10 protein-coding genes are annotated in these 13207 nt (G+C 57.8%); 6 read left to right on the forward strand and 4 right to left on the reverse strand.

What is annotated here, in order from left to right:
- Positions 1–495: 495 nt before the first annotated feature.
- Entirely contained in the window at positions 496–1386 is an 891-nt protein-coding gene (locus LB453_RS10690) for a benzoate transporter (RefSeq protein ID WP_103796057.1), read from the forward strand.
- 346 nt (positions 1387–1732) lie between these two features.
- Positions 1733–2590, forward strand: a complete 858-nt coding sequence (locus LB453_RS10695; protein ID WP_103796056.1) for a manganese catalase family protein — start codon at positions 1733–1735, stop codon at positions 2588–2590.
- Positions 2591–2827: 237 nt separating this feature from the next.
- Here LB453_RS10695 and LB453_RS10700 read toward each other — a convergent pair whose 3' ends face one another.
- Positions 2828–3034 (reverse strand): hypothetical protein, encoded by a 207-nt coding sequence (locus tag LB453_RS10700; RefSeq protein ID WP_103796055.1) that lies wholly within the window; start codon positions 3032–3034, stop codon positions 2828–2830.
- 395 nt (positions 3035–3429) lie between these two features.
- Between LB453_RS10700 and LB453_RS10705 the strand changes: the two genes are divergently transcribed.
- Positions 3430–4077 (forward strand): metallophosphoesterase, encoded by a 648-nt coding sequence (locus LB453_RS10705; protein ID WP_103796054.1) that lies wholly within the window; start codon positions 3430–3432, stop codon positions 4075–4077.
- Between the two features lie 3 nt (positions 4078–4080).
- On the opposite strand, the gene rsmF is transcribed toward LB453_RS10705, so the two are convergent.
- The 3 genes from rsmF to yebS all read right to left on the reverse strand — a co-directional run bounded on the left by rsmF (position 4081) and on the right by yebS (position 9612).
- On the reverse strand, positions 4081–5463 hold the full coding sequence (rsmF, locus tag LB453_RS10710) for a 16S rRNA (cytosine(1407)-C(5))-methyltransferase RsmF (protein ID WP_233215855.1): 1383 nt from the start codon (positions 5461–5463) through the stop codon (positions 4081–4083).
- Between the two features lie 299 nt (positions 5464–5762).
- Positions 5763–8399, reverse strand: a complete 2637-nt coding sequence (locus LB453_RS10715) for a PqiB family protein (RefSeq protein ID WP_103796052.1) — start codon at positions 8397–8399, stop codon at positions 5763–5765.
- Positions 8368–9612: a membrane integrity lipid transport subunit YebS gene (gene yebS / locus LB453_RS10720; protein ID WP_103796051.1), complete on the reverse strand. Its 1245-nt coding sequence runs from the start codon at positions 9610–9612 to the stop codon at positions 8368–8370. Before yebS ends, LB453_RS10715 begins: the two co-directional genes overlap by 32 nt.
- A 233-nt stretch (positions 9613–9845) precedes the next feature.
- Here yebS and LB453_RS10725 point away from each other — a divergent pair, with 233 nt between their 5' ends.
- From LB453_RS10725 to prc, 3 genes are all read left to right on the forward strand, one after another.
- A complete protein-coding gene (locus LB453_RS10725) occupies positions 9846–10346 on the forward strand; it encodes a GAF domain-containing protein (RefSeq protein WP_103796050.1) in 501 nt (166 codons plus the stop codon).
- A 96-nt stretch (positions 10347–10442) separates the two neighbouring features.
- A complete protein-coding gene (gene proQ, locus LB453_RS10730; RefSeq protein ID WP_103796049.1) occupies positions 10443–11129 on the forward strand; it encodes an RNA chaperone ProQ in 687 nt (228 codons plus the stop codon).
- Positions 11130–11148: 19 nt separating this feature from the next.
- Positions 11149–13194 (forward strand): carboxy terminal-processing peptidase, encoded by a 2046-nt coding sequence (gene prc / locus LB453_RS10735; RefSeq protein ID WP_103796048.1) that lies wholly within the window; start codon positions 11149–11151, stop codon positions 13192–13194.
- Positions 13195–13207: the final 13 nt, after the last annotated feature.

Below are 13207 nucleotides of genomic sequence, written 5' to 3' on the forward strand. Positions count from 1 at the left end.
CCAAGTAGTGTCCGCTAACGCCATTACATCGCCACGTACTCTTTTAAATCACTGATGTAAATGTTAATAATTGATATTTTTTTATTTATTAATTTTTAACGTTGACTGAAATAACAGACGCTACCGTATGCTGTGAATTTCACTCGTGCCTTTTTGGTTATCTTTCTGCACGCTCGAGGTTATGCTTCTTTAAACTCCCTGATGACGCTCGCTGCGTTATTTTAAGAAGCAAAATTTATTTCACCTGCGTCAACATTATGCTGCCGCTTTTTGTGAAACGCAGCCTCGCTCAACCGAACGCGCTATCCGCACTGACTCACGGCGATAAGGCGGCAGTAGCAGGCTGCGTCTGGCACTAAACCGTTAAAAATCCAGTATGAGAATAGTCTTCGATCCGTTAAAAAAAGTAAACGTAAGTAACATTTTAACTTTTTGTGCTCGCCTGAATCTGTTAATCTGACGAGGTTAAAAAAACGCCTTCAGGTCGCTAGTGCAATGATATATGACTGCTTTTTATACTATGACGAAGATATGCTTCTGGAGCTACGCCTCAACACCCTTTACCAGCACGTTGATAAATTCGTCATTGTCGAATCGCTCTATACCTTTACCGGCAAGCGCCGGGAAAAACTAAAGTTTGATATCGAAAAGTTCGCCCCTTTTCGCGATAAAATCATTTATGTGGTTAACGACGCCGTTCCAAAAATCTATGCGCATAGCTTTTATTCCAACAGTTCGCTGGTGAAGGCTGGCGAGTCCGATCCCTGGGAAAATGAAACTATTGCGCGCAATGCCATTATGCGGGGATTAACCGGCGCGCGCGACAGCGATATTATTATCGTGTCGGATGTTGACGAAATTCCGCGCCCTGAAGCGCTGCGGAAGTTTAGCTCCGCCTGTTTATGCCCCACGCTTTACCAGAATTTCTATAATTTCAAGTTCAACCTTCAGGTATTGAACGAGGATGGATCACCGCGGCTGTGCAGGCTGCCTAAAATGACCACCTATAAGCATCTGAAAGGCTTCTTTCGAGGCCAGCCTGAACTGCTACGCAACGTGAAGCGTAAAGGCACGCCCATTCGGGATTGCTGGTGGCGCTGGAAATGGCTAAAACTGCGTACGCGAACCGTTAAGGATGCGGGCTGGCACTTTTCATGGGTCATGGACGATGCGCGTATTAGCGAAAAGATGGCGACTATTTCGCATACCGAACATAATTTGCCGGAGTTTAATAATCCCGATCATATCCGGCGCTGCGTTGAGCAGAATGTCGACATCTGGAATCGACCTCGTAAGATGGTGATCCGCCCGATGACCGACGAATATATGCCTGAATGGCTGGTCAGGAATCAACATCGTTTTGCCGACTACATTAAATCCGTTTAATCGCGCGCTGCTCTGGCGGCTCGATTTGCTCTGCGCCAGTCTCAGGCCCGCGGCCTGACAAGCGAAGGCGCTAAAAGAGAACGCCGGCGCTTCGCTTGCTGTCAGGTGTAGGGTAATAGAATCCCTCTCTTTTAACCTTATTGTTATTAATGCTACTGCCCCGGCGTTAAATATCGCCGGGCGAAGCGGCAATAATATTTTGGTTTTATAACTGACTAATATCTCTACAGGTGCCGCTTTTCTGCCGCTTATATTTGCCGCCGAAATTTACGGGCGCGCTTTCATTTTTCGTTAACCTCTTCCAGGCTTGTCTGGCTTATTCTTTTCAACAAGCCAGGAGATAACTATGTTTCACCATTCTTCAAAGCTTCAATACCCTGTTCGCGTCGACAAGCCAGATCCGGAATTTGCCATGCTGCTGCAGCAGGCGATTGGCGGCGTAGAAGGGGAGATCCGTGTGGCGATGCAGTACTTCTTCCAGGCGATGGGCGCGCGCGGCGATGCGCGTATCCGTGATTTGCTGATCTCTACGGCAACCGAAGAGCTGGCGCATATCGAAATGCTGGCGCATGCCGTTGCGCTCAATCTGGAAGGCGCGCCGCTCTCCTATCAGGAAGCCTCGGCGAAAGATCCGGTGGTCAATGCGGTACTGGGCGGCATGAACCCGCGCCACATTCTTTCATCAGGCCTGGCGGCGCTGCCGGTCAACGCCAACGGCGTGCCTTTCGATATGAGCCATATCTACGCCTCAGGCAACGTGGCGGCCGATATGATCTCCAACGTCGCCGCAGAGGCCACCGGGCGCGTACTGGCGACCCGTCTCTATAATCTCACCGAAGATACCGGCATGAAGGATTTCCTCTCATTCCTGATCGCCCGCGACACCATGCATCAGCAGCAGTGGCTGGCGGTTATTGAGGAGATGGGCGGCCTGAGCGCGTCGCTGCCAATCCCGAACAGCTTCCCGCAAAGCGAAGAGGCCAGCGAGCACTCTTACTACGTGCTTAACACCTCGCTGGATAAGCCGCTACCGAAAGGACGCTGGTGTGAAGGCCCCTCCTTTGACGGCAAAGGGCAGTTTACGGCGAAAGAGGAACCTGAGCTGCTGGGTGATGAGCCGCAGCTGGGTTATGCCCGTCCCGGCTCGGGCGCGCAAAGCGAGCAGGAGCTATCTGGCACCGTACCGCCAGCGCTAAAACCCTGATTGCAACCTGTCCAGGGAGGGACGTGTACCCTACATAGCATCCGACGCGTTTCACGTATCCTCTGATGCTTGTCAGAAAATGAACTATCGCATCAGCGGCAGCAACCGCTCTGGTACCAGTCTAAATCAGGGCGCCAGAAATATTTTTTTTCGGCGTGAGGCAAACCAGCAAAATCGGGCGGCGTCGGCGGCCTAAAAATGAAAAACCCCGGCCTGGGCCGGGGTCAACTGAATCACTTATTCAGTATCCAGAACCTGCTGCAGCCAGACCAGTTCGTCATCGAAACCAGACTCGCGTAACAGCTGGAAATAGGATTGCTGAATCTCTGTTGAAACTGACGCCAACAGCATGCCCAGCATTCCTTTGGTTTTACAGATTTCTAGTGCTGCGTTTTCGAGAGAATCAAGGTTAAAACTTACGTTATCAAGCGTTTCAGCGACCATTCTTATTCTCCTGACCGGAGGTAATCAGCCATCCCTCCTTTGCTGTGTGTATCTGCTCCACATCGTGGACGGGCTGAGATCCCACACTAGCGCAGTTTCGTCTGTCGGAAACATCCTGATATCTGAACAGTAATCGCCATTCGCTGGCGCTTTTAGCGACAAAATGTACGGAAAATCTGAGTAGATGGCAGAAAGCATCGCGTCTGGGCGGTCAGCCGACAAACAGCAGATGCACGAGGCGCGCCAGCGATTCCAGCAGCAGCAGGCTGCCGATAAAAATAAGCACTAACACGCTGATAAATTGTTTCCGACTATTCATCACGCCTCCCTGAAGATGTGACCGGCTATACTTTAACCCGCCCTGAGTAAACCTGTTGTTAACAAGCGGAATCAAAATGCACTACCAGTATCTCAACGGTGAAAACTGGCAAAACATCTGGATCGTCGGCGATCTGCACGGCTGTCGGCGACAGCTGGACGCGCTGCTGCTGGAAAACGGCTTTGACAAGCAAGCCGATTTGCTGATTTCCGTTGGCGATTTGATCGATCGCGGGCCCGACAGTCCCGGCTGCTTAGCGCTGCTGGACGCCCCCTGGTTCCGCTGCGTGCGGGGAAATCATGAAGAGATGGCGCTGCGTGCGTTACAGTGTCACGATTCGCAGAACTGGATAATGAACGGCGGCGACTGGTTTTACAAGCTGACCGGCGAGAGGCTGATTGCGGCGCGTCATGCGCTAAGGCGTCTGGAAGATCTGCCGCTGGTATTACACCTGCAGCTGGCGGATCGCACTGTGGTGGTGGCACACGCCGACTATCCCGCAGAGCGCTACGCGTGGGAGCAGCCGCTGGACTGGCATAAAGTAGTCTGGAATCGGGAGCGCATCACCCGGCTGCAAACAGGTGATGCGGGAAAAATCGAGGGTGCCGACGCCTTTTACTTCGGCCATACGCCGCTGCAGCATCCGCTGGCGTCAGGCAATCTGCACTATATCGACACCGGCGCGGTGTTCGGCAACCGGCTGACGCTGGTGCAGCTGCAGTAAGGCTTAGCGGAACAGGCGGCCGTCGCGCACCAGCTCGCGCGGGTAGCTGTTTTTGATGCGGCTGCCGACGCGTTTCGCCAGCCCGATCGGCTGCTGCTGGTAGGTGACAATCACCTCATCACGCTGCGGCGGCGTATCGGGGTAGATATCCCGGCCGCGATACCACTCCAGCGCCTCGTCGGCGCTCAGCTCAAACGCGTGCTCTGCGTCTGGCTGCGCCAGCGCTATTACCGCTTCATGCTGCCAGCGATAGCCTTTAGCAAAGGTTTCGGCCAGCTTGATGCCGATGCGGGAGAAGCGAACGCTGCCCAGCAGCGGCGTAATCGCCTCGGGAAACAGCCAAATCTCTTTGTCGCGCTGCCACAGCGTCAGATCCTCACCCCACTGCAGGCAAACCGACGCCGCGGCGTGAGCCACCTCCGCCGCCGCCTTTTTATTCAGTGGGGCAAAGGGCAGTTTGCCTGGCTTGTAGCCGGGCTGCGGCAGCGGCGGTACCGAGTCGGTTTTACGCAGACGCGCCACGAAAAAGCCTTCGCTGTCGAACAGCTGCGGAAACACATGCAGAAACCCTTCCGGCGTCAACGCCTGGGCGGCGCCCGCGAAAAGCGTATCGAGCGGAACGATCTCCACCGCCTGCGGATAGCGCGCCAGCAGCCAGGCGATCACCTGCTGATTCTCTATCTGGTTAAGGGTGCAGGTGGAATAGACCAGTATGCCGCCGGGCTTCAGCGCATGAAACGCGCTCTCCAGCAGATCGCGCTGGGTGGCGGCGATAGCCTCGGTGCTGCTCAGCGACCAGTTCTTCAGCGCGTCGGCATCTTTGCGGATGACACCTTCGCCCGAGCAGGGGGCGTCCAGCAGCACGGCGTCGAAGCGCTCCGGCAGGGCAGGACCAAAGACGCGCGCGTCAAAGTGGGTCAGCGCAACGTTGCTGACGCCGCAGCGGCTAATGTTGGCGTGCAGAACCTTGATGCGGCTGGAGGAGAATTCGTTAGCGAGGATCGCGCCGCGGTTGTGCATGCGCGCCGCTATCTGCGTGGTTTTCGAGCCAGGCGCCGCCGCCATATCCATTACCGTCTGCGCCTCGGGCGCGGCGTCGAACAGCGCGCTGACCGGCAGCATGGAGCTCGCCTCCTGGATGTAAAACAGGCCGCTGAGATGCTCCGCCACGCTGCCGAGCGGCAGACTTTCGTCGTCTCGCTCAATCCAGAAGCCTTCTGCACACCAGGGCACCGGCGTCAGTCGCCAGCCGTAGTGAGCCGTCTGGGCAAGAAAATCCGCCACGCTGATTTTGAGCGTATTGACACGAAGGGTGCGGCGCAGCAGCTGCTGGCTAATGGCGATAAAGCGCTGCAGTTCGGCGTCATCGGGCAGCGCGGCGCGCATCAGATCAAGGAAGTCAGAAGGGAAAAGGTCAGCCACGGCAGGTTCCAGTTAAGGCGTTGAGATCAAAAAACAGGGCGGCAGTGTAGCATAGAAAAAGAGGCGGGCAGATAAGGGGCTGGCGCCGGTGTTACCGACCAGTCGCAAAGACGCAAAAGCCGGCACCGTTGCCGGCCCGGCCTGCGCAAACAGGCACCTCATCCCTGAGGTGCGCCCGCAAACGAAGCGTTATCTGCAAACGCTGGCGGCGTGTCCCTGCGCTTTTCAGCCGTCTGAAAAAGATTTCAGACGGCTCGGCCGCGCTACTGCTGCGGCTCGGGGATCGCTGTCCCCCAGCTGCGCCAGTTTTTCGGCGCTTCATCCTGCAGCAGGAAGTGCTTGTCCGCGCCCGCCTGCGGCGCCAGCGGCACCGTTGGCGGGGTGGCGAACTGAATACCGCCGCGAATAAACTGCTGGAAGGTGCCGGTTTTCACCACGCCGCCGATCAGGCCGAAGTCGAGGTTATAGCCGGACGCCAGCCAGAACACCGAGTTGTTGCGCACCAGATGCTGATACTTCTTGCTGATGCGCAGCGCAATCTGCACGCGATCCGCCATATTGCCCAGCGTCGTGCCGGTTACGGTGCCTACCTCGATGCCGCGGAACAGCACTGGCGTGCCGATTGAAAGCGATCCCGCCTCAGCGGCATCGACATAGATCGTCAGCCCGTTCAGGTAGCGTGAATCGGTAATGGTGCTCTCCTGCAGCTCAAAAATACGCGCCGGACGCCCCTTGCCGGGATCGACGTTAACGTAAGGCTGCAGCAGCGTCTCCAGATGGTTGACCCCAGCCGGGGAGATCTCCGGCGACACCACCGAGAAGTGGCTGCCGCTGCGCGCGAAGTCCTGCACATACTCGGGATAGAGCACCGCCTTCGCCACCACCTGATTGTTATCCTGGCTGAGCGACAGCGACTCGACCTGACCGATATTGATACCCAGATAGCGAATCGGCATCCCTTCCGACAGCTTGCTGGCGTCATAGGTATGCAGCGTTATCTGGCTGCCGACCGCGCGCGCCGCCGTCTCTGAAGGGTAGAGCGTGCGCTTGCTGCCTTTGGCGTTCGCCGCGCCGCTCATATTGTCAAAGCTGATGGCGCCGCGCAGCGCGCGGTTCAGCGGCGACGCCTGGACGGTCAGGCCGCTGCCGTTAAGCTGTACGCGCGCGCCGCCTTCCGCCCAGAACACGCTCTCGCTGGTCAGCAGCTTGCGATACTCCGGCTTGATATGGACGGCGATATCGAAGGCGCTGGCGCGCGGCGTGACGTCGACGATTTCACCGACTTCATATTTGCGGTAAAGCACCACCGAACCCGCCTGTACGTCCGGCAGGCTGTTGGCGGTCAGGGTCAGCGTAGTAGAAGGGCGATCGCCAGTAATGCCTTCCTCCGCCTTTTCAGCGTCAGCAAACAGCGGATAAGCGGATTTAACCGCCCCCTGATTGCCCGGCTCCAGGCGGATGCCGCCATCGACCCATTCACGGGCGCTGGCGCCGAGCACTTTCATGCCGTCGAGTCCGAACTTCACGTCGAGTCGGCTGTTGACGATAAACTTGCTGTCGCCGTGCACCAGGTTGCGATAGGCCGGCTCAATCGCCACCACAAACTGAATGCCTTTCTCATTCAGCTCGCGCGAAATCACCTGGCCGATCTTCATACCGTGCAGCATTACCGGCTGACCAGCGTCGATGCCGTAGCTCTCCGGCGCGCTGAGCTTCACCGTCAGCACGTCGGGCTTCTGCAGCAGCGACTCGTTGGCGGGCAGCACGGTAAAGTGGCTTTGCGGCTCGCCGTCGCCCGGTACCAGCTCCAGCGTATTGCCGGTCAGCAGGCTGCTGAGGTTGGTATCGGTCAGGCTCACTTTCGGGCTGCGCATCTCAATGCGCGTGCCGCTGCGCATCAGGCTGACCACGGAAGGGTCGAGGGTCAGCTCGCCGGTCACTTTCCCGCCGCTCAGCAGGTTGAGTTTGGTCAGGCTGCCGACCTCCAGCCCCTGATAGATCAGCGGCGTGCGGCCCGCCTTCAGGTTATTGCCGTCGGGCAGATCGAGCGTGACCACCACGCCGCGCTGGCTGCGCGCCAGATCGGGATAGAGCCTGTAGTTCTGGTCCGTTTTCGCCGCCGGCGAATCGTCCGGCGAGTCGAAGGCGATAGCGCCGTTCACCAGCGCCGCCAGGCTCTCCAGCTCGACCTTCGCGCCGCTCAGGCTGACGTCGGCGCTCAGCCCGGAGACGTTCCAGAAGCGGCTGTTGGTCTTGACCAGGTTATTGAAGCGGCGCTCGATCAGCACATCGATAGTCACGCCGTCCGTCTTGCTGTTGATGCTGTAGTCATAGACGCGGCCCACCGGGATCTTGCGGTAGTAGACCAGCGAGCCGGAGTTAAGCGCGCCGAGGTCGGGGGCGTGCAGATGGATCAGCAGCTCGCCGGTGTTAACGCGATACTTCGGCTGGGTATCCTGCGCGACGAAGTTTTCGCGCGGCTTGCCGCTGCCCGGCATCATGCCGATATAGTTGCCGCCCACCAGCGCATCGAGGCCCGAGACGCCCGCCAGCGACGCTTTTGGCGTCACCAGCCAGAACTGGGTGTTCTCGCGCAGCGCATCTTTCATGTCGCTCTTGATGCTCGCCTTGATCTGAATGGTGCGATAGTCGTCACTCAGGTTGATGCCCTGCACGGTGCCAACCTCCACGCCCTGATAGCGGATCGGCGTGCGGCCCGGCACGATGCCGTCCGCCGACTGGAAGTTAATGGTGATCACCGTGCCGCGCTCTTCGTAGTTGGTCCAGAGCAGCCAGCCGGCGATCAGCATCGCGATAATCGGCAGAAGCCAGAATGGAGAAACCTTACGTTTGCTGCGCAGCGTCGCGTTAGTCGATGTAGTCGGCGTTTCCTGTTGCATGTGCATCCCAAAGCAGGCGGCTGTCTAGCCACTCAACGGCCATAATCGTCAGGATCACCGCCGCGCCGAAGTAAAACGCGGCGGGTCCCATGGTAAAAGCCAGCAGCTGATCGCGATTGACCAGCGACATGGTTAAAGAAATCACAAAGAGGTCGAGCATAGACCAGCGGCCCACCCAGGTGACCACCCGCAGCAGGCGAATGCGGGTTTTCAGCCCTTGCTCGCAGCGGAAGTGAATGCTGAGCAACAGCGTCAGCATCACCAGCACCTTGGTGAACGGCACCAGAATACTGGCGATAAACACCACCGCCGCCACCGGCACATTGCCGGAGGCCAGACCGAGGATACCGGAGAAGATGGTGTCCTCGCGTCGCGAGCCGTTCAGGTAGACCACGGAAATAGGCAACAGATTGGCGGGGATCAGCAGCACGATCGAGGCGATCAGCGCCGCCCAGGATTTTTGCAGGCTGTGGCGGCGACGGAAGTCGAGCGGCGTATGGCAGCGCGGACAGCGACCGCGCGCGTCCGGCACGCCGGTATTGTGGCAGTTAAGGCACACCTGGAGTTCGGCGCGCGCGGTCGCATACTGCTTCTGCGGATAGAAATGCTCCCATAGCTGCTCGACGTTAAGGTGGATCAGCGTCAGCAGGCTCAGCAGCGTTAGCGTCAGGTAGGCGGCCAGCCCGTAGCCGACCTCCAGCGAGGCGTAATCCTGCACTTTAATCGACGCCACCGCGATGCCCACCAGGTAGATATCGAGCATCACCCACTCTTTGACCTTCTCCAGCATCAGCAGCACCGGGCGCAGATTCATCCCCAGCCGGTGTCCGATAGTCAGATAGCCGATGCCGGCCACCAGCGCCACGGGCGCGCCGATGGTGCAGAACGCTACCATCGAGGCGGTCAGCACATTGCCCTGTTCTGCCATCTGGATAACGCCGCCCAGCAGGCTGGCGTTTATGCGCATACCGAGCAGGCGAATATCCACCAGCGGCAGGGTAAAGGCGAAGGGCATCAGCACCATAATCATCGCCGCCATCACCGTCAGCCGGGTCATCGACCAGTCGCGCCCGCTGATTATTTGCGCATGGCAGCGTGGACAATAGGCAGACTGATGCGATTTCACATCCGGTAAGGAAAAAAGGGTATCGCATTGCGGACAACGCTGATAACGTGCGTGGGGCAATGGCTGGCTGATAGCGTGAATTTTCATAGGGTGATGCAGGTTTCGCCCAGATATTTGTCGCTGTGACCGGATGCGGTTGTGGGGCAAAAGAACGTTTTCACGTTTCCGGCATACCCGCACGGGGCCCACGTTTCGATCCACAAAAATCTAAGGTTATAGCAACTAACGCTATGATTCACCTTGTGGCGGTGGATATTTAGTGCTTATTTTAACGGGCGGCTAATTAAAGCCGCTCTGTTGTTAATGTTAATGGTTAAACAATGAACAAAACTGCCTTTTACGATGATCTGAATCGCGATATGCGCGCGCTGCTCGCGGGCGAGAGATCCTTCCTCGCCGCGCTGGGCAATTTCAGCGCGCTGCTGTATGAACGCCTTGAGGGCGTCAACTGGGCGGGCTTTTACCTGCTGACGGAAGCCGACACCCTGGTGCTGGGGCCTTTTCAGGGCAAAATCGCCTGCGTGCGCATCCCGGTAGGTAAAGGCGTATGCGGCACGGCGATGGCGCAGGATAAAGTGCAGCGCGTCGATGACGTGCACGCCTTTCCCGGCCATATCGCCTGCGACGCCGCCAGCAACGCCGAGATCGTGATTCCTCTGAAAGTAAACGGCGCGCTGGTCGGCGTTCTGGATATCGACAGCACGGTGTTCAATCGCTTCGACAGCGAGGATGAGACAGGGCTGGTTGCTCTGACTGATGGGCTTTGCGACGTGCTGGCGGACAGCGATCTCGAAAAATTTTTGCAGCTGACGCGCAGCTAATCGACTGGATCGAATGGTATTTGGCGATGTTGTCATTATAATGTCGCCTGTTCATGCCTGCTCTGGTCGGCAAATCCGTTGTAATCAGGAAATTTCATGGAAAATCAACCTAAGTTGAATAGCAGTAAAGAAGTGATCGCCTTTCTGGCGGAACGTTTTCCAAACTGCTTTAGCGCCGAAGGTGAGGCGCGTCCGCTCAAAATCGGCATCTTTCAGGATCTGGTAGAGCGCGTTCAGGGCGAAATGAGTCTTAGCAAGACCCAGCTGCGTTCAGCGCTGCGTCTCTATACCTCCAGCTGGCGTTATCTCTACGGCATCAAAGCGGGCGCAACGCGCGTCGATCTCGACGGCAATGCCTGCGGCGTGCTTGACGAGCAGCACGTGCAGCATGCGCGTCAGCAGCTGGAAGAGGCGAAAGCGCGCGTTCAGGCGCAGCGCGAGCAGCAGAAAGCCGCGAAGCGCGAAGCAGGCGAAGAGGGCGCAGAACCCCGTCGTCCGCGTCGTCCGGCCGCCCGTAAGCCAGCCGAAGGCGATGCGCCGCGTAAAGCGCGTCCTCAGTCGCCGCGTCCGGCCACTCAGGATCGTAAACCGGCCCCGCGTCCTGCAGCGCAGGCGAAACCCATCACCGATACCTCAACTTTGCAACCTGGCCAGAATATCAAAGTCAAAGCAGGCAAAAGTGCGATGGACGCTACCGTTCTTGAAGTCTCAAAAGACGGCGTTCGGGTACAGCTCGCTTCCGGCATGGCAATGATTGTGCGCGCAGAACACTTGCAGTTCTGAAACGGAGGCTGACCCCGGCATGAACACCCTGTTAAAAATCGGTATGATTGCGGGCCTGCTACTGGCAGGCCCTTCATTTGGCGCAGAGAACATCACCCGCGCCGATCAGATCCCCCAGCTTCATGAAGATCCGCAGGATCCGACCGTCAGTGAACGGGTGACCTCTCGCTTTACCCGCTCTCACTATCGCCAGTTCGACCTCGATCAGGCCTTTTCGGCGAAGATTTTCGACCGATACCTGAACATGCTCGACTACAACCATAATGTGCTGCTGGCATCGGATGTCGCGCAGTTCGCCGACAAAAAAACCACCCTCGGCGACGAGCTGCGCAGCGGCAAGCTGGATGTGTTTTACGATCTCTACAATCTGGCGCAGAAACGCCGTTTCGAGCGCTATCAGTATGCGCTTGAGGTGCTGAAACGCCCGATGAACTTTACCGGCAACGACACCATCGATATCGACCGCGCGAAAGCTCCCTGGCCGAAAGATCAGGCGGAGCTGAATGCGTTATGGGACGCCAAGGTGAAGTATGACCAGCTCAGCCTGAAGCTGACTGGCAAAGATGAAAAAGAAATTCGCGATGTGCTGACCAAGCGCTACAACTTCGCTATTCGCCGCCTGGCGCAGAGCAACAGCGAAGATGTATTCCAGCTGGCGATGAACGCCTTCGCGCACGAAATCGATCCGCACACCAACTACCTGTCGCCGCGCAACACCGAACAGTTCAACACTGAAATGAGCCTGTCGCTGGAAGGCATCGGCGCGGTGCTGCAGATGGATGACGACTATACGGTGATCAACTCCATGGTTGCCGGTGGTCCTGCGGCGAAGAGCAAAGCGATCAGCGTCGGCGACCGCATTGTCGGCGTCGGACAGCCGGGCAAGCCGATGGAAGATGTTATCGGCTGGCGTCTTGACGATGTCGTGGCCAAAATCAAGGGGCCGAAAGGCAGTAAAGTGCGTCTTGAAGTGCTGCCTGCGGGCAAGGGCACCAAAACTCGTACTGTGACCCTGACGCGCGAGAAGATCCGCCTTGAAGACCGCGCGGTGAAGATGAGCGTGCACAACGTCGGCAAGCAGAAAGTCGGCGTGCTGGATATTCCGGGCTTCTACGTTGGTCTGACCGATGACGTTAAAGTGCAGCTGCAGAAACTGCAAAAGCAGAACGTTGACAGCGTGGTTATCGACCTGCGCACCAACGGCGGCGGCGCGCTGACCGAGGCGGTTTCCCTCTCTGGCCTGTTTATTCCCAGCGGTCCGGTGGTGCAGGTGCGCGACAACAACGGCCGCGTGCGTGAAGACAGCGACAACGACGGCGTGGTCTACTACAAAGGCCCGCTGGTAGTGCTGGTAGACCGCTTCAGCGCCTCGGCGTCGGAAATCTTCGCCGCGGCGATGCAGGACTACGGCCGCGCGCTGATTGTCGGCGAACCGACTTTCGGTAAAGGCACCGTGCAGCAGTATCGCTCCCTGAACCGCATCTACGATCAGATGTTGCGTCCAGAGTGGCCTGCGCTCGGCTCCGTGCAGTACACCATCCAGAAGTTCTACCGCATCAACGGCGGCAGCACCCAGCGTAAAGGCGTCACGCCCGATCTGCTGATGCCGACCGGCGTGGAAGCGGCGGAAACCGGCGAGAAGTTCGAAGATAACGCGCTGCCGTGGGATAGCATCAACGCTGCCACCTACACCAAAACCGGCGACGTGAAGCCGCTGGTGGCGCAGCTGACGAAGCAGCACGAAGCGCGTATCGCCGAGGATCGTGAGTTCCAGTACATCATGAAGGATATCGCCCGCTTTAATGCGATGAAGGAGAAGCGCAATATCGTGTCGCTCAATCTCGCCCAGCGCGAAAAAGAGAACCACGAAGAGGATGCGCTGCGTCTGGAGCGGATTAACGCGCGCTATCAGGCGGAAGGCAAAAAGCCGCTGAAGAGCCTGGACGATCTGCCGAAGGACTACAAAGAGCCCGATCCTTACCTCGACGAGACGGTGAGAATCGCTAACGATCTGGCGCAGCTGGATAAGTCCCAGCCCACTTCATCGTCCCCCGCCGCGCAGTAAGCGCAGGGGAGTA

Origin of the sequence: Pantoea agglomerans (genome assembly GCF_020149765.1) — a bacterium.
GTDB lineage: Bacteria > Pseudomonadota > Gammaproteobacteria > Enterobacterales > Enterobacteriaceae > Pantoea > Pantoea alvi.